Annotated in this window: 18 protein-coding genes; 8 read left to right on the plus strand and 10 right to left on the minus strand. The window is 75.6% G+C overall.

All coding sequences use genetic code 11. From position 1 onward, the window contains the following. Window positions 1-293: 293 nt before the first annotated feature. Complete coding sequence (locus AB0H57_RS05115; RefSeq protein WP_222954005.1) at window positions 294-593, minus strand: metal-sensitive transcriptional regulator; 300 nt, start codon at window positions 591-593, stop codon at window positions 294-296. Between the two features lie 150 nt (window positions 594-743). Here AB0H57_RS05115 and AB0H57_RS05120 point away from each other — a divergent pair, with 150 nt between their 5' ends. From AB0H57_RS05120 to AB0H57_RS05140, 5 genes are all read left to right on the plus strand, one after another. Continuing rightward, on the plus strand, window positions 744-953 hold the full coding sequence (locus AB0H57_RS05120; protein ID WP_357502793.1) for a cation transporter: 210 nt from the start codon (window positions 744-746) through the stop codon (window positions 951-953). Between the two features lie 34 nt (window positions 954-987). Continuing rightward, window positions 988-1,968, plus strand: a complete 981-nt coding sequence (locus AB0H57_RS05125) for a hypothetical protein (protein ID WP_357502795.1) — start codon at window positions 988-990, stop codon at window positions 1,966-1,968. 17 nt (window positions 1,969-1,985) lie between these two features. Beyond that, window positions 1,986-4,256, plus strand: a complete 2,271-nt coding sequence (locus tag AB0H57_RS05130) for a heavy metal translocating P-type ATPase (RefSeq protein WP_357502797.1) — start codon at window positions 1,986-1,988, stop codon at window positions 4,254-4,256. A gap of 85 nt (window positions 4,257-4,341) precedes the next feature. Next, window positions 4,342-4,515, plus strand: a complete 174-nt coding sequence (locus AB0H57_RS05135) for a CsbD family protein (RefSeq protein WP_357502799.1) — start codon at window positions 4,342-4,344, stop codon at window positions 4,513-4,515. Between the two features lie 301 nt (window positions 4,516-4,816). Next, entirely contained in the window at window positions 4,817-5,320 is a 504-nt protein-coding gene (locus tag AB0H57_RS05140) for a hypothetical protein (protein WP_357502801.1), read from the plus strand. An 8-nt stretch (window positions 5,321-5,328) separates the two neighbouring features. Here the strand turns inward: AB0H57_RS05140 and AB0H57_RS05145 are convergent, their stop codons facing one another. The 9 genes from AB0H57_RS05145 to AB0H57_RS05185 form a co-directional block, all read right to left on the minus strand. Next, a complete protein-coding gene (locus AB0H57_RS05145; protein ID WP_357502803.1) occupies window positions 5,329-5,964 on the minus strand; it encodes a dihydrofolate reductase family protein in 636 nt (211 codons plus the stop codon). A 29-nt stretch (window positions 5,965-5,993) separates the two neighbouring features. Beyond that, window positions 5,994-7,241: a sigma-70 family RNA polymerase sigma factor gene (locus AB0H57_RS05150; protein ID WP_357502805.1), complete on the minus strand. Its 1,248-nt coding sequence runs from the start codon at window positions 7,239-7,241 to the stop codon at window positions 5,994-5,996. Continuing rightward, complete coding sequence (locus AB0H57_RS05155) at window positions 7,238-7,597, minus strand: YciI family protein (protein WP_357502857.1); 360 nt, start codon at window positions 7,595-7,597, stop codon at window positions 7,238-7,240. The genes AB0H57_RS05150 and AB0H57_RS05155 overlap by 4 nt, the downstream gene beginning before the upstream one ends. Window positions 7,598-7,728: 131 nt before the next feature. Continuing rightward, complete coding sequence (locus AB0H57_RS05160; RefSeq protein ID WP_357502807.1) at window positions 7,729-8,976, minus strand: DUF2786 domain-containing protein; 1,248 nt, start codon at window positions 8,974-8,976, stop codon at window positions 7,729-7,731. Between the two features lie 99 nt (window positions 8,977-9,075). After that, window positions 9,076-9,504 (minus strand): ATP-binding protein, encoded by a 429-nt coding sequence (locus AB0H57_RS05165; protein ID WP_357502809.1) that lies wholly within the window; start codon window positions 9,502-9,504, stop codon window positions 9,076-9,078. A 9-nt stretch (window positions 9,505-9,513) separates the two neighbouring features. Further along, a complete protein-coding gene (locus AB0H57_RS05170; RefSeq protein WP_357502811.1) occupies window positions 9,514-10,629 on the minus strand; it encodes an ABC transporter ATP-binding protein in 1,116 nt (371 codons plus the stop codon). Next, window positions 10,626-11,468 (minus strand): ABC transporter permease, encoded by an 843-nt coding sequence (locus tag AB0H57_RS05175; RefSeq protein ID WP_357502813.1) that lies wholly within the window; start codon window positions 11,466-11,468, stop codon window positions 10,626-10,628. Before AB0H57_RS05175 ends, AB0H57_RS05170 begins: the two co-directional genes overlap by 4 nt. Then, on the minus strand, window positions 11,465-12,256 hold the full coding sequence (modA, locus tag AB0H57_RS05180; RefSeq protein WP_357502815.1) for a molybdate ABC transporter substrate-binding protein: 792 nt from the start codon (window positions 12,254-12,256) through the stop codon (window positions 11,465-11,467). Before modA ends, AB0H57_RS05175 begins: the two co-directional genes overlap by 4 nt. Beyond that, a complete protein-coding gene (locus AB0H57_RS05185; protein ID WP_357502817.1) occupies window positions 12,256-12,669 on the minus strand; it encodes a MerR family DNA-binding transcriptional regulator in 414 nt (137 codons plus the stop codon). Before AB0H57_RS05185 ends, modA begins: the two co-directional genes overlap by 1 nt. A gap of 139 nt (window positions 12,670-12,808) precedes the next feature. Between AB0H57_RS05185 and AB0H57_RS05190 the strand changes: the two genes are divergently transcribed. From AB0H57_RS05190 to AB0H57_RS05200, 3 genes are all read left to right on the plus strand, one after another. Next, entirely contained in the window at window positions 12,809-13,957 is a 1,149-nt protein-coding gene (locus AB0H57_RS05190; protein ID WP_357502819.1) for a histidine kinase, read from the plus strand. Next, window positions 13,954-14,652 carry a response regulator transcription factor gene (locus tag AB0H57_RS05195; protein WP_357502821.1) on the plus strand — a complete coding sequence of 233 codons (699 nt, stop codon included), beginning with the start codon at window positions 13,954-13,956 and terminating at the stop codon, window positions 14,650-14,652. The genes AB0H57_RS05190 and AB0H57_RS05195 overlap by 4 nt, the downstream gene beginning before the upstream one ends. 66 nt (window positions 14,653-14,718) lie before the next feature. Next, window positions 14,719-16,842, plus strand: coding sequence for an MMPL family transporter (locus AB0H57_RS05200; protein ID WP_357502823.1), 2,124 nt, complete (start codon window positions 14,719-14,721; stop codon window positions 16,840-16,842). Window positions 16,843-16,973 lie beyond the last annotated feature (131 nt).

Genomic DNA, 16,973 nt, shown 5'->3' on the forward strand with positions numbered 1-16,973 from the left:
CTGGGTACGGCCCGATGGCCCGGACGGTTCAACCGTCGCGGATGAACGCCCCGGATGGTAACCAAGGCGCCGGGTCCGACTGCAGTTCGCGGGCGGTCCGGCCTCCGGTTGAACCGGCGGGGCCATCGGAGCAGGCCGATGGGGTGAACCCGGACGCCAAGGCGCTGGCCGGCCGGATCGTGGCCACCCGGCAGGCCGAGACCGGCACCATGCGGAAGATCCTCGACCGGTTGTGAGGCGGGCGGGTGCCGCCCGGGTCGACTCCGGCCCGGGCGGCACCCGACGCGCGGCGGTCAGCCCCGCTTCATCAGCCGGCCGACCGCCGCCATCATCTCGGTGGCCATCTCGTCGGCCCGCCCCTCGACCGCGCCCTCGTGCATGCAGTGCCGGGCGTGCCCGTCGAGCAGCCCCAGGCCGACCTTGTCCAGCGCGGCCTGGATGGCGGAGATCTGGGTGAGCACGTCGATGCAGTAGCGGTCGTCCTCGACCATCTTCTCGATGCCGCGGACCTGGCCCTCGATGCGGCGGAGCCGCGCGAGCAGCTGGTCCTTGCTGGCGGTGTAGCCCCGGGTCGGGGTGGTCGGTGCGGTCATGGCTGCCAGGATAGCGTACCCCTTGGGGGTATGGTACGGTCCGTCGTGCCGCAATACCCCCACCGGGTAGGCGTACCGGAGGCGTGACGGGCATCTCCCGGCCTGCTACCCCTAGGGGGTATATGGTGGGAGCGACGGAAGGGAACGGCGATGATCACCAACACGTACCAGGTGCAGGGCATGACCTGCGGGCACTGCGTCAACTCGGTGAGCACCGAGCTGCGCGCGATCGCGGGCGTCGACGACGTCCAGGTGGACCTGGCCGCCGGCCAGGTCACCGTCACCAGCGAGCACCCGTTGGACCCGGACACCGTCCGCGCCGCGGTCGACGAGGCCGGGTACGACCTCGTCGGGGCGTGACGGTTCCGGCAACCCGAAGGAACCGAGGTCCACGATGAACACGGCGACCAAGCTGAGCGGCTTCGCCCTCGGCCTCGCGGCGGTGTTCGGCGCGGCGTACGGGGTCGGTCAGCTGACCGACCCCGTCACCCCCGCCGCCGAGACCCGCCACGACCCGACGGAACCGGGCGCCGGCCACGAATCCGGTGGCGACCAGGGCACCGCCGGCACCCCCACCGACAACCACCTCCCGGGCGGACTGCTCGTCTCCGACCAGGGCTACACGATGCAACCGGTGAGCGCCCCGACCGGGGAGTTCGCCTTCCGGATCACCGGCCCGGACGGCCGGCCGGTCACCCGCTACGACGTGGCGCACGACAAGCGGATGCACCTGATCGTCGCCCGCCGCGACCTGTCCGGCTTCCGCCACGTGCACCCCGAGCTGGCCGACGACGGCAGCTGGCGGGTCGCCTCGCCACTGGCCGGCCCCGGCGTCTGGCGGGCCTTCGCCGACTTCACGCCCACCGGCGCCGAACCGCTGACGCTCGGCGTCGACGTCACCGTCCCCGGCGCCCTGGAGTCCCGGCCGCTGCCGGCCCCGGCGACCACCGCCACCGTCGACGGCTACACGGTCACCCTGACCGGTACGCCGCGCCCAGGCCGCACCAGCGAGTTGACCGTGAGCGTCAGCCGGGACGGGAAGCCGGTCACCGACCTGCAGCCCTACCTCGGCGCGTACGGTCACCTCGTCGCGCTGCGGCAGGGCGACCTGGCGTACCTGCACGTGCACCCGCACGGCGCGCCCGGCGACGGCCGGACCCCGGCCGGACCGGCGGTCACCTTCTCCGCCGAGGTGCCCTCGGCCGGCACCTACCGGCTCTACCTGGATTTCCGGCACGGCGACGCGGTGCACACCGCGGAGTTCACGGTCGTGGCCGGGGACCCGGGCGTCCCGGCGACCGGCGCGCCGGCTGCCCCCACCACCGAGCCGACCCCGGAAGCCGGCCACGGCACCCCGGGCCACGGGCACAACTGACGCCGAGGAGGTCCGCGATGAACACGACCGCGAAGTCCCTGCCGGTCGCCCCGAACGTGATCGAGCTGGCGATCGGCGGGATGACCTGTGCGTCCTGCGCCGCCCGGATCGAGAAGAAGCTCAACCGGATGGACGGCGTGCAGGCGTCGGTCAACTACGCCACCGAGAAGGCCACCGTCCGGTACGCCGACGAGGTCACCCCGGACGCGCTGATCGCCACGGTGGAGAAGACCGGCTACACGGCGGTGCTGCCGCCGCCGCCCACCCGGGCCGGAGCGGGCGAGCCGACCGCCGAACCGGTGGACGAGCTGCGCGGCCTGCGTACCCGGTTGTGGGTGTCGGTGGCGCTGACCGTGCCGGTGGTCCTGCTGGCGATGGTGCCGGCCTGGCAGTTCACCTACTGGCAGTGGCTGTCGCTGACGCTGGCCGCCCCGGTGGTGGTCTACGGCGGCCTGCCGTTCCACCGCGCCGCGTGGGTCAACCTCCGGCACGGCGCGGCCACCATGGACACCCTGGTCTCGCTCGGCACCGTGGCCGCGTTCGGCTGGTCGGTCTGGGCGCTCTTCCTCGGCGACGCCGGGATGCCGGGGATGACCCACCCGTTCAGCTTCGACGTGGTCCGGGGCGGCGGCGCGGGCAACATCTACCTGGAGGCCGCCGCCGGGGTGACCACGTTCATCCTGGCCGGGCGCTATTTTGAGGCCCGGTCCAAGCGGACCGCCGGGGCCGCCCTGCGCGCCCTGCTGGAGTTGGGCGCCAAGGACGTCGCGGTGCTGCGGGGCGGCGTGGAGACCCGGATCCCGGTCGACCAGCTCGCGGTGGGGGACCGGTTCGTGGTGCGCCCCGGCGAGAAGGTCGCCACCGACGGCGTGGTCGACGAGGGCACCTCGGCAGTCGACGCCAGCATGCTCACCGGCGAGTCGGTGCCGGTCGAGGTGGGCCCGGGGGACACCGTGGTCGGCGCCACCGTCAACGCCGGCGGGCGGCTGGTGGTCACCGCCACCCGGGTCGGCGCGGACACCCAGCTCGCCCAGATGGCGAAGCTGGTGGAGGAGGCGCAGACCGGCAAGGCCGCCGTGCAGCGCCTCGCCGACCGGATCTCCGGCGTCTTCGTGCCGATCGTCATCGCGCTGGCCGCCGGCACCCTCGGCTGGTGGCTGGGCATCGGGTCCGGCCCGACCGCCGCGTTCACCGCGGCCGTCGCCGTGCTGATCATCGCCTGCCCGTGCGCCCTGGGCCTGGCCACGCCGACCGCGCTGCTGGTCGGCACCGGCCGGGGCGCCCAGCTCGGCATCCTGATCAAGGGCCCGGAGGTGCTGGAGTCGACCCGCCAGGTCGACACCGTGGTGCTGGACAAGACCGGCACCGTCACCACCGGGAGGATGACCCTGGTCGACGTGCTGCCGGCGGCCGGCGAGGAGCGGGCCGACCTGCTCCGGCTGGCCGGGGCGGCGGAGGCCGGCTCCGAGCACCCGATCGCCCGGGCCGTCGCGGCGGGCGCCGCCGAGGCGGGCGAGCTGCCGGCCGTCACCGGCTTCGCCAATGCCGAAGGGCTCGGCGTCACCGGCCGGGTGGACGGCCGGGAGGTGGCCGTCGGCCGGCTCCGGCTGCTGCGCGAGCGGGGTCTGGACGTACCCGAGGAGGTCGCGCGGGCGGTGACCGACGCGCAGGCCGCCGGCCGGACGGCCGTGGTGGCCGGCTGGGACGGCCGGGCCCGGGGCGTCCTCGCGGTGGCCGACGTGGTCAAGCCGACCAGCCGGGCGGCGGTCGACGGGCTGCGCCGGCTGGGCCTGACCCCGGTGCTGCTCACCGGCGACAACGCCACCGTGGCGGAGGCGGTCGGCGCCGAGCTGGGCATCGACCGGGTGATCGCCGAGGTACTGCCGGCGGAGAAGGTGGACCTGGTCAAGCGGCTCCAGGCCGAGGGGCGGACGGTCGCCATGGTCGGCGACGGGGTCAACGACGCCGCCGCGCTGGCCCAGGCCGACCTGGGCCTGGCCATGGGCACCGGCACCGACGTGGCGATCGAGGCGTCCGACCTGACCCTGGTCCGGGGCGACCTGACCGCGGCGGTGGACGCCATCCGGCTATCCCGGCGCACCCTGGCGGTCATCAAGGGCAACCTGTTCTGGGCGTTCGCCTACAACGTGGCCGCCCTGCCGCTGGCCGCCGCCGGGCTGCTCAACCCGATGATCGCCGGTGCGGCGATGGCGTTCTCCTCGGTATTCGTGGTGGCCAACAGCCTCCGGCTGCGCCGCTTCCGGCCGGTCGGTGATGACGCTGTGTGAGGAATTGGGCGAGGTTGGGGTTTTCCGGCTCGGCCCGTGGGGTACCTCAGACGGGTAGCAGGAAGTGCCGAAGAGGAGGCTCGACATGGGGTTCGACGACAAGATCGACAACACCGCCGAGAACACCACGGGCAAGGTCAAGGAGGGCGTCGGCCGGGCGACCGACAACGAGCGCCTGGCGGCCGAGGGCCGCAACGACCAGGCCAGCGCCAACCTCAAGCAGGCCGGCGAGAAGATCAAGGACGTCTTCAAGAGCTGACCGTACGCCTCGTCGACACCGGACCGGCCGCTGGCCGGTCCGGTGTCGCGCGTCCGGCGCCCCACCGCACCCGTCCGGTCGGACGTGCATCGATCACGATCGACTGATGAGCGGGCCGCTGTGGGTGCGGAGCGTGACCGGGTTACCGTCGCCAACGGACGTGTCCCACCCGGCGGCCGACTCGTTGCCAGGACGACGCCCCACGGACCGTTGACCGTGGCGCGGGTTCGGGAGAGCCCGGCCGCACTCCACGCCGACCCGTGCCGTCCCCCCGACGGCCGACGACCGAACGGGGAAGTCGATGACCCGCACCTCGACCAGCGCCCTCGCCCTGGCGGCGGTCGCCGCCCTCGTCGCCGGCTGCCAGGGCACCGCCGACACCCCGGCGAGCGCGCCGACCGACGCCACGACCAGCGCGGCGGAGGCCACCGGCACCCCGACCGCCGCCCCCAGCCCCAGCGCCTCACCGCGCCCGGTCACCGCCGTCAACACCGCCACGGTCTGCCGCAAGGTCGACCAGCTGATCATCGAGGGCAGCCGGCGGATCACCGCCGACTCGGCCGCCGCGACCAGGCAGGAGCTGACCCCCGAGCAGGTCGAGGCGCAGCTCAGGGAGAACCTCGCCGCGCTGGCCGACGACGTACGCGGGCAGGCCGGCAAGGCGCAGGACCCGGAGATCAGGGCGCTGCTGACCGACGCGGCGAAGCGGATCGACACCGGGGCCGGGTCCACCAACCCGGTCAAGTGGATGAGCTCCACCTTCGTGGCGATCCCGCAGCGGCTGATGAAGGAGTGCCGGGCCTGACCCGACGCTCAGCGAAGCACCCGGTAGGTGACGTGGGTGACCGTCGGGCCGGCGACCACCGACTCCTGCGCCAGCCGCAGGTCGCCGAGCCCGGCGAGAAGCGGTTCGCCGGCGCCCAGCACGATCGGCACGATGTGCAGTTGGAGGACGTCCAGCAGCCCGGCCGCCAGGAACTGCCGTACGGTGTCCGCGCCGCCGGCGACGGAGATCCGCCGGTCGCCGGCCACCTCGCGGGCCCGGGCCAGTGCCGCCCGGGGCCCCTCGGTGACGAAGTGGAACTCCGTCCCGCCCGCCATCGGCAGGGGCTCGCGCTCCTGGTGGGTCAGCACGAAGACCGGCGTCCGGAACGGCGGGTCCTCGCCCCACCAGCCGCGCCACCCCGGCTCCCACCGCCCACCGCCGTCGCCGAACATCCGGCGCCCCATGATGTACGCCCCGACGTCGCGGGTCATCTCCTCGACCACCTCGGCGTCGACGGTGTGCTCGCCGCCGCTGAGCCCGTGCTGCTCCCGCCAGGCGTCCAGCCCGAAGAACCACTCGTGCAGGCGCAACCCGCCCCGGCCCAGCGGGTCCTGCCGGCTCTGCTCCGGCCCGGCCACGTACCCGTCCAGGGACATGGAGATCTGACAACTCACCGTGCCCATCTCGGACCACCTCCCCGTCGTGGTGACACTCATCGCTCCGCGGTCAGCCGGGCGGCCCGCAGCTCAAGGTAGCGCCGCTCCGGCAGGCTGGTGGTCCCCCGCGCCGCCGCCAGGTACGCCGCCCGCGCCGCACCCGCCTCCCCGGCCAGCTCCAGCAGGTGCGCCCGGACGGCGGCCAGCCGGTGGTGACCGGCGGCCCGCTCGTCGGCGTCCAGCGGCTCCAGCAGGGCCAGCCCGGCGCGCGGACCGTCCACCATGGCCACCGCCACCGCCTGGTTCAGGGTGACCATCGGGTTGGGCGCCAGCACGCCCAGCAGCCGGTAGAGCGCGACGATCTGCCGCCAGTCCGTCTCCGCCGCCGACGCGGCCTCCGCGTGCACCGCGGCGATCGCCGCCTGGATCTGGTACGGCCCCGGCAGCGACCAGGTCAGCGCCTCGGTCACCAGCGCCGCCCCCTCCACGATGGCCGCCCGGTCCCAGCGGTCGCGGTCCTGCTCGGCCAGCGGCACCAGCTCACCCGCCGGCCCGGTACGCGCCGCCCGGTGCGCGTCGGTGAGCAGCATCAGCGCCAGCAGCCCGGTCACCTCGCCATCGTCCGGGAGTAGCCGGTGCAGCTCCCGGGCCAACCGGATCGCCTCCGCGGTCAGCTCCGCCCGGTGCAGGTGGGGGCCGCTGGACGCGGTGTAGCCCTCGTTGAAGATCAGATAGAGCACCTGCCGCACCGCGCGCAGTCGCTCGTCCCGCTCGGCCGGCGCGGGCAGGGTGAACCGGGCGCCGGCCGCCTCGATCCGCTGCTTGGCCCGGCGGATCCGCTGGCTCATCGTCGCCTCCGGCACCAGGAACGCCCGGGCGATCTCGGCGGTGCTCAACCCGCCCACCGCCCGCAGCGTCAGGGCGATCTGCGCGGGCCGGTTCAGCGCCGGATGGCAGCAGAGGAAGAGCAGCCGCAGGGTGTCGTCCCCGGCCGGGGCCTCCTCCTCCGGCGGCGGGGCGACCGCCGCGTACGCCGGCTCGCGGACGGCCACCGCGACCTCGCGCTCCCGGCGGGCGCGCTCGCTGCGCCACTCGTCGGTGAGCCGCCGGCCGGCGACGGTGACCAGCCAGGACCGGGGACGCTCCGGCACCCCCTCGGCCGGCCACCGGGTGGCGGCGGCCAGCAGCGCCTCCTGCACCGCGTCCTCGCAGGCGTGGAACTGGCCGTGCCAGCGGACGAGGACGCCGAGGACCTGCGGCGCGAGCCCGCGCAGCAGCTCCTCGACCGCCCCGGGCGAGGTCACATCTCCGCCCCGGCCTCGTCCATCACCGGCCGGACCTCCAGCACCCCGAGCCCCAGCCGGACGTCCGGCCAGCCCGCGGCGATCTCGGCGGCCCGCTCCGGGGTCTCGCAGTCGACCATCAGGTAGCCGGCGAACTGCTCCTTGCTCTCCAGGAACGGGCCGTCGGTGATCTCCGGCCGGCCCCCGGCGAGCCGGACCGTACGGGTCTGCGACGGGTCGGCCAGCGCCTGCCCGCCGACCAGCTCACCCGAGGCGGTCAGCTCCTTCATGACCTCGTCGACCTCGCCCCAGATCTCGTTGCGCTCCTGCTCGGACAGGCTCTCGACGAGACCCGGACGGTTCCAGATCAGCAGCATGTACTTCACGACGACGCTCCTCGCGTACGGGGCCACCCGGTGGTGGCGCCTCCCGGTGAGAGGTCGGAGCCGGGGCGGCGTTCCCGACATCATCGCCGAGGAAGAACCGCCCGGGTCGTTGCGCGCGCCGATCAGCGGCGGCCGCGTACCGGGCGGCGGGCAGCGTCGGCGCGCAGCGAGGCCCGGTCGGCGGCGGCGGTGCCGGACGTCCAGCCCTCCACGTCCCGCACGGTGAGCCGGCCCCGGGTGGTGCCCGGGAAGAGGGTGTCCAGCCGCTGCCGGACCGCGTCCGAGCGGGCCGCCAGCACCGGCAGCAGCCGGTCGGCGCCGGCTGCCGTGGCGGCCTGGTTCGCCGCCTCGGCGGCCTCCCGCAGCCGCTCCCCGATCCGCAGCGCGAACGCGTTGAGGAACGACTCGTCGTACGCCTTCGTGCGGCGGCTGCCGCCGGCCGAGCGCCGCTCGCCGCGCCCGCGCAGCATCGCCGCGGTCGCCTGCACCAGCAGCGAGGTGTAGAGCAGCTCGACGGCGGCCAGGTCGGCGGGAAAGCCGAGCACGGTGGCGAAGCCGAGGTCGTCGGACCAGACCGACTCGCACCGGTTCGCCGCCGCCACCTCCTGCACCAGCAGGGCCTTCGCTCCCGGGTAGGGCGCTTCGGTGGCCAGCCGGAGCCCGCCGGGCCGGTCGGCCCGTTCGGCGGTGTCATCGAGCAGCGCCTGGTCGATGCTGTGCCGGGCCATCAGCTCCTGCGCCTTGCCGGTCAGCGCCTCCGCCTCCGCCGGGAAGGTGGTCGACTCGGCCTTGGCCAGCAGCGCGCGTACCCGGTCCAGCATCGGCGAGCCGGTCCGCGGGGCGCCGGCCCGGGTGGCGCCCGGGGCGCCGGGCGGCGGGCGCAGCACCGCGATCGGCGGCAGCGACTCCAGCAGCACCAGGGCGCCCACCGCGTCCCGCAGCGCCGTGATCCGGTCCACCCCGGCCCGGCCGGCCCACCGGTCCAGCCAGTCGCCGTCGCCGTCCCACCCGGCGAGCTGCTCGTCGAACCAGCCCGGCACTGAACCGGGCAGCTCGGCGCGCTGAGCGACGACCGCGGCCCGGACCAGCCGCGCCGCCCGCGGGTCGAGCCGCCGGGCGGCGATCCGGTCCAGGTCGACGGGCTGCCAGCCGCGTGGCCACAGCCGGCCGGCCACGCCGGTCAGCCGGGCCCGCAGCGCCGACCGCACCGCGTCGGGGTCGCCGACCACCAGCCGGTCCAGGGCCCGCTCCGCGGCGCGTACGTCCGCGGCGCGCGCCGCCGCCACGGCCTCGCTGACCAGAACGTCACCGTCCGGCACGGCTGTCCCCTTCGCGGTGCTCGTCGCCGCGGCCCCGGTCGGGCCGCTCACCGGCGGAACGCTACCGCCGCCGGCTCGGCCACCGCCCCCGTACCGGCCGTCCGGTGGCCCCGAGGTGGCGCAACTCTCCCGTCCGGGGCAGCCCGGGGGTCAGGGCCTGGGAAACGTGGCCCAGATGTGCTTCGAGGTGTCGGTGGCGTACCAGCCCACGTCGAGGGAGAACGCCTGGGCGAGTTGCAGGCCCCGCCCACCGGAGCCGAGCGGGCGGGTATCGGCCAGCTCCGGCACGGTGGTCAGGTCGTGGTCGGCGACGTCGAGCACGAAGCAGCGCGCCGCCTCCAGCAGCCGGACCGTGGTCGGCGGCAGCCCGTGCACCAGCGCGTTGGTGGCCAGCTCGGTGGTGACCAGGACGACCTGCTCGGGGATGTGGTCCAGCTCCTCGCCCTCCTGCAGGGCGCGGCCGGTCAGGGCCTTGTGCAGGGAGGCGCGCAGGCCGCGCAGCTCCGCCGCGCTGGTCAGTTCCCAGCGCTGGATCTCGGTGGCCGCCGGCGGTGGCGGCGAGGTCCGCAGTTCACCCATGATCTGTTCTTACCCTGGGTAGTCTCCCGTCACACCGGCACCGTCGGGGTCGCCCGCGGCGGGGTAGGCGCGGGTTTCGGCGGCCTTGACCGCCGCCCAGACCGCCTGGCCGGGCACCAGGCGCAGCTGCGCCGCCGCGGCCGGCGTGACGTCGGCCGCCACCCCGAGCGGGCCGTCGAGCTGGATCCGCAGGTTGTCGCCGTGCCGCTGGACCCCGACCACGGTGGCCGGCCAGGTGTTGCGCGGGCTGCCGTCGGGGCGCCCGGCGTGCAGCGCGACCGCGGCCGGCGCAAAGGCGACGAAGGCGTCCCCGGTCACCCGGTCGGCGGTGGTCAGGGCCAGGCCCGCTCCGACCCGGACGGTGTGCCCCTCGCCCCGGCCCCGGTGCAGGTTGAGCCCGACCAGGTGGGCGACGTAGTCGGTGCGCGGGCGGGCGGTGACGGTGGCGGCGTCGCCCTCCTGCACCACCCGGCCCGCCTCGACGATCACCAGCCGGTTGGCCAGCACCAGCGCGTCGAGCGGGTCGTGGGTGACCAGCAGCGCGGCGTTGCGGTGCGCGCTGAGGTGCCGGTGCAGTTCGGTACGCGTCTCCAGCCGGGTCCGCGCGTCCAGCGCGGCGAGCGGCTCGTCGAGCAGCAGCAGCGCCGGGTCGACGGCGAGTGCCCGGGCCAGCGCCACCCGCTGCGCCTGGCCGCCGGAGAGCTGCCGGGGCCGGCGGCGGGCGTACCCGGCGAGGCCCACCCGGTCCAGCCAGTCCGCCGCCCGGGCCCGCGCGGCCCGCCGGTCCAGCCCCTGCCGGCGCGGGCCGAAGGCCACGTTGTCCAGCGCGTTCAGGTGCGGGAAGAGCAGGTGGTCCTGGAACACCACGCCGATCCGGCGGCGCTCCGGGGGGACGAAGACGCGTCGGTCCGGCCGGTCCAGGTCCACCCCGGCCACCGTGACGTGGCCGGCGGTGAGCGGGTGCAGCCCGGCGAGCACCCGCAGCGCGGTGGTCTTGCCGGCACCGTTCGGGCCGAGCAGCGCGACCACCTCACCGGCGGCGATCCGCAGCCGCACGTCCAGGTGGAAGGCGTGCTGGTCGGCGACCAGGTGCGCGTCGAGCAGCGGCCGTTCGGCGGCGCTCACGGGCCGGTGACCCATCGGTCGCGGAGCGCGGCCAGGATGCCCACCGAGACGGTGAGCAGGATCAGGCTCAGCACGACGGCGGCCTGCAGATCGGTCTCCAGGGCCAGGTAGACGGCGAGCGGCATGGTCTGGGTCCGGCCGGGATAGTTGCCGGCGAAGGTGATGGTGGCCCCGAACTCGCCCAGCGCCCGGGCCCAGCAGAGCACCGCCCCCGCGGTCACCCCGGGAGCCACCAGGGGCAGGGTGACGTGGGTGAAGATGGTCCAGCGGCCGGCGCCGAGGGTCGCGGCGGCCTCCTCGTACCGGCGGTCGGCGCCGCGCAGCGCGCCCTCCACGGCGATGACCAGGAACGGCATCGCCACGAACGACTCGGCGAGCACCACGCCGGTGGTGCTGAACGGCAGGGTGATCCCGAAGGTGGCGTCGAGCCAGCCGCCGAGCAGGCCGCGCCGGCCGAAGACCAGCAGCAGCGCCACGCCGCCGACCACCGGCGGCAGCACCAGCGGCACGGTGACCAGCGCGCGGACCAGCCGCCGGCCGGGGAAGTCGACCCGGGCCAGCAGCCAGGCCAGCGGCACCCCGAGCAGCAGGCAGAACAGGGTGGCCAGGGTGGCGGTCTGCACGGACAGGCGCAGCGCGGTGAGCACGCCCGGCGCGGTGAGCCGCTGCGGCAGCGTCGCCCACGGTGCCCGGGCCAGCAGCCCGACCAGCGGCAGGACCAGGAAGATCAGGCCCAGCCCGGCCGGCACCAGCAGCGCGAGGGGCACCCGCCCGGCCGCCGCCCGCCGCCGGGCCGCCCGGGACCGCTGGGCGATGCCGGGCGCGACGGAGCCGGTCATCCGACCGGCGGCGGCTGGAAACCGGCGTCGGTGAGGACCGCCCGGGCGGCGTCGGAGCGGACGTACGCGACGAACGCCCGGGCCCCGGCCGGGTTGCCGGCGGCCTTCAGCACCACGATCGGATAGTCGTTGACCGCGCCGGCCGACTCGGGGAACTCCACCCCGGTCAGCTCGGGGGCGGCCCGCACGTCGGTGCGGTAGACCAGGGCGGCGTCGACCTCGCCCAGCTTCACCTTGGCCAGCGCGCCCTTGACGTCCCGCTCCAGGGTGACCGGGGTGAGCCGTACGCCGCCGCTGGCGAGGGCCTTGCCGGCCGCCTCGCCGCACGGCACCTGCGGGGCGCAGAGCGCCACCTTGGTGCCCGGCCGGGCCAGGTCGGCCAGCCCGGTGACGCGCCTCGGGTTCGCCTTCGGTACGGCGATCACCAGCTGGTTGCGGGCGAGGACGGCCGGCTCCCCGGCGGCGTCGCCCGCCTCGGTGACCATACGCATCGGGCCCGGCGCGGCCGAGGCGAACACGTCGGCCGGTGCGCCCTGGGTGATCTGGGTGGCCAGCCCCGAGCTGCCGGCGAAGTTGAAGGTGACCCGGGTGCCCGGGTGCACGGCCTCGAACCGCCGGCCGAGCGTGCCGAACGACTCGGTGAGCGACGCCGCGGCGAACACCCTGACGGTGCCCCGGACCTCGTCGGTGTCGGCCCCGGACGGCGGGTCGTCGGTGGCCCCGCAGCCGGCCAGGGCCAGCACGGCGAGGGCGACCACCCCGGCCGGCAGCGTACGCACGGGTCTCATCAGCCGCTCCTCTGCTGCCCGGGGGTGGGGGCGCGCTCGACCACCACGGTGGTCGACTTGATCACCGCGACGGCCACCGAGCCGACCCGCAGGTCCAGCTCGTCCACCGCCTCGCGGCTCATCAGCGACACCACCCGGAAGGGACCGGCCTGGATGTCGACCTGCGCCATCACCGTGTCCTTGACGACGGCGGTGACGATGCCGCGCAGCCGGTTGCGGGCCGAGGACCGCTCGGTGCCCGCCGGCTCGGCCGCGCCGGCCCGGACGAACGCGGCCAGGTCGGCGCCGCCGATCACCCGGTGCCCGTGGTCGTCCCGGTTGGCCGGGAGGCGGCCGGCGTCGACCCAGCGCCGCACCGTGTCGGTGCTGACGCCCAGCAGCTCAGCGGCCTCGCCGATCCGAAATGCGGACACCTGCGTAGGCTACCGCCCGCATCTGCCCCCGTGAACGCCCGCACCCCCTCGCACCTGCGGTCGCAGTGCCAGGCGGCCCCGCCTAACGCCCGGCCCCCGGTGGTGGCGCTGCGCGGCCCCGGCTGCCTACGGTGTCCCCGTGGCGAGCGGGCCGGCGGTGCGACCGTGGTTGGTGGACGGTGCCGTCGCGCTGGCCGTACTCGCCGCCGCCGAACTCGCCATCGCGACCGGGCACGAGGTCCAGGCCAGCCCCCGCGACTGGCTCGCCTACGCGCTCGGGTTGACGATGGCCGCGCCGCTGCTGCTGCGCCGACGCTTCCCCCGGCTCGCGCTCTACCTGGTCGCCCTGGCCCTGTTGCTCTTCTACGCGCTGGGCTACCCCGGGTTCCCGCCGGCGTTGGTGCTCGCGGCGCCGTTGTACTTCGCGGCCCTCGCCGGCCACCTGTGGGCGGTGATCCCGGTGCCGGTGTTCTTCCTCGCCGTCGGCGGCACCGTGAGCGTCCAGCACGGGCTCCCGCCGCTGGACGCGGTCGCCGTCTTCCTGCCCCAGGCCGCCGTCCTGGCGGTGGCGATGCTGCTGGGCGCCCTGGTCCGCAGCCGCCGGGCGTACGCCGCGGAGGTGCGGCACCGGCTGGCGCAGGGGGAGCGGGAACGCGAGCTGGAGGCGGAGCGCCGGGTGATCGAGGAGCGGCTGCGGATCGCGCGGGAGGTGCACGACACGGTCGGACACGCCATCGCCACCATCACCGTGCAGTCCGCCGCGGCGCTGCAACTGCTCGACCGGGATCCGGCGCGGGTCAGGGCGGCGCTGACCGCGATCCGGGGCACCGGCAAGGCCGCCCTGGCCGAGCTGCGATCCACCCTGCTGCGCGGGGAGGCGGACACGCCGGCCACCGGCCCGGATGTGGGCCTGCACCGGCTGCCCGACCTGCTGGCCGCGGTCCGCGCCGCCGGTCTGCGGATCGAGTTCGACAGCGACGCGGACGGGCTGCGCCTGGCCGATCCGGTCGACCACGCGGCGTACCGGATCCTCCAGGAGTCGTTGACCAACGTGCTGCGGCATGCCGGGCCGCGGGCCCGCGCGGAGGTGCGGCTGCACGCCGCGCCGGAGACGTTGACCATCGAGGTCGGCGACGACGGGGTGGGCGGCGGCATCGCGCCCGGCGGCGGGCGCGGGTTGGCCGGGATGCGGGAGCGCGTGCGGGCGCTGGGCGGGAGCTTCGACGCGGGCCCCGGACCGGACGGCGGTTTCCGGGTACGGGCCGCACTGCCGAGGGGGACGACGTGATCCGGGTACTGCTCGCCGACGACCAGGGCCTGGTCCGGGCCGGGCTGCGCGCGTTGCTGGACGGGGCCGACGACCTGGCGGTGGTGGGCGAGGCGGCCAACGGCGGGATGGCCGTCGCGCTGGCCCGCGAGCTGCGGCCGGACGTGGTGCTGATGGACATCCGGATGCCGGACGTGGACGGGGTGACCGCCACCCGGCGGATCACCGACGACCCGCAGCTGTCCGCGGTGCGGGTGGTGATGTTGACGACGTTCGTCGAGGAGGAGGACGTCTTCGCCGCGCTGCGCTCGGGAGCGAGCGGGTTCCTGGTGAAGGACGCCGAACCGGAGGAACTGGTGCAGGCCGTCCGGATCGTCGCCCGCGGGGACGCCCTGCTCTCGCCCGCCGTCACCCGGGCGGTGATCAGGCGCTCGGTGGGCGCCGCACCCCGGCCGGCCGGGCCGCGCCGGGAGCCACCGGAGATCGCCGCGCTGACCGCCCGGGAGCGGGAGGTGGTCCGGCTGGTCGCGGAGGGGCTGAGCAACGAGGGCATCGCCGCCCGGCTGGTGGTCAGCCCGCTGACCGCGAAGACGCACGTCTCCCGGGCGATGGCCAAGGTGGGCGCCCGGGACCGCGCCCAACTGGTGGTGGTCGCGTACCAGAGCGGGTTGGCCACCGCCGACGGCTACTCCCCCGGGAGTACGCCCGGGCAGTAGCCGGCCGGGGCGGGTGTCTGCGCCGGTAGGACGCCCGGAGCCCGCGCGCGGACGAGCATCGGCGCCATGGAAACCTCCTGGCTCTCCCGGCTCGCCGCCCTCTGTCACCGGCGCCGGCTCACCGTGCTGGCCGGTTGGCTCGTCGTCGCGGTGGCCGGGGTCCTGCTGGCCGCCCAGTACGGCGGACCCACCTCCGACGACTTCGACACCGGCTCCACCCAGTCCGGCGTCGCCCAGCGGCTGGTCGAGGCGCACTTCCCAGAGTTCACCAACGACGGGGTCACCCTCGCCGTACGCTCCGACGCCCCGGTCGACGCCCCGGCGGTGCGGGACCGGGTGACCCGGGTGGTCGAGGCGCTCGGCTCGGCCGAGCACGTGGCCGAGGTCAGCTCCCCGTACGACGGGCCGGGGCAGATCTCGGCCGACCGGCACACCGCGTACGCCGTGGCGGCCCTGACCGTGCCGAGCGGTGAGATGCCGGCGGCCGAGACCGGGAAGCTGCTGGACGCGGTGCGGGCGGCCGGCGGGGACGGGGTGACCTTCGCGCTCTCCGGCGACGCGGTCGACGCGGTGGAGACGCCCGGCGGCGGGCCGGCCGACGCGGTGGGGCTCGCCGTCGCGGCCGTGGTGCTGCTGGTGGCGTTCGGTTCGGTCTTCGCGATGGCGGTACCCATCGTCACCGCCATCTTCGGAATCGCGGTCGGCCTGTCGGCGATGGAGCTGATGCGGCACCTGCTCCCCACGCCCGGCTTCGCCACCGTGCTGGCCAGCATGATCGGTCTGGGTGTCGGCATCGACTACGCGCTGTTCATCGTGACCCGGTACCGGGAGGCGCTGGCCGCCGGGCGTACCCCCGCCGAGGCCGTGGCGGCCGCCGCCGCGACGGCCGGCCGGGCCGTGCTCTTCGCCGGCGGCACGGTGGTGGTGGGACTCTGCGGCCTGCTCCTGACCGACCTCGGCTTCCTGCGTGGCCTGGCGGTCGGCTCGGCGGCGACGGTCGCGGTCACCATGCTGGCCGCGGTGACCCTGCTGCCGGCGCTGCTCGGCCTGCTCGGGCACCGGATCGACCGGCTCTCGGTGCACCGGCGGGCGGCGTCGGCCAACCCGTGGTCGGCCCGCTGGGCCGGGGTGGTCGGCCGGCGCCCGGTGTCGGCGACGCTGCTGGCCGCGCTGGCGCTGCTGGTGCTGGCCGCGCCGGTGCTGGGCCTGCGGCTGGGCAGCCCGGACGCCAGCACCCAGCCCCGCGACACCAGCGCCTACCAGGCGCACCGGATCCTCGCCCAGGGCTTCGGGGCCGGCTTCGACGCGACCCTCTCGGTGGTGGTCCGGCTGCCCGAGGGCGATCCGGAGCGGGTCGCCGGGCGGATCACCGGGCAACCCGGGGTGGCGGCGGTGAGCCCGGCGCGGCACAGCCGGGACGGCGCGGTGGCGGTCCTCGCCGTCCGGCCCACCACCGGCACCCAGGACCCGGCCACCATCGACCTGGTGCACCGGCTGCGCGCGGCGGTCGCCGGCCAACCGGCGTACGTGGGCGGCGCGGCCGCCGCGACCATCGACTTCGCCGAGCTGACCCGGGACCGGCTGCCCACGGTGGTCCTGGTGGTCGTCGGGCTGTCCCTGCTGCTGCTCATGGTGATCTTCCGGTCGGTGCTGCTCGCCCTGAAGGCCGGCCTGCTCAACCTGCTCTCCATCGGCGCCTCGTTCGGGGTGCTGGTCGCGGTGGTGCAGTGGGGCTGGCTGGGCGCGGCGTTGAACTTCCCGACCGCGATGCCGGTCACCGCCTGGGTGCCACTGATCATGTTCCCGATGCTGTTCGGGCTCTCCATGGACTACGAGGTCTTCCTGGTCTCCCGGATCCGGGAGGCGTACGACGTCATGGGCGACACCCGGCGGGCGGTCCGGGCCGGGTTGGCGGGCAGCGCCCGGGTGATCAGCGCCGCCGCGGCCATCATGATCGCGGTGTTCCTCTCGGTGATGCTCGGCGCCGACCTCGGGGTCAAGCAGCTCGGCCTCGGCCTGGCGGTGGCGGTGTTCGTGGACGCGACGATCGTCCGGCTGGTGCTGCTGCCGGCGTCGATGGAGCTGCTCGGCCGGTTCAACTGGTGGCTGCCCCGCTGGCTGGACCGGGTGCTGCCGGCCGTACGCCTGGAGGCCGCCCCGCCGCCCCGGCCCGCCGCGGAGCTGAGCTGAGCCCAGGTGCAAGGCGGGGGCCCTGGTTGACAGACGTCTCGGCAACAGCCCCCCCCCCCACGGCCAGCCGCTCCCCCCCCCCCGCCGGGTGACGCGGGCCCACCACCCGGGGGGCGCGGACGGCCGCGAAC

Origin of the sequence: Micromonospora sp. NPDC050686, from assembly GCF_040654475.1 — a bacterium.
In the GTDB taxonomy this organism is placed as follows: Bacteria; Actinomycetota; Actinomycetes; order Mycobacteriales; family Micromonosporaceae; genus Micromonospora.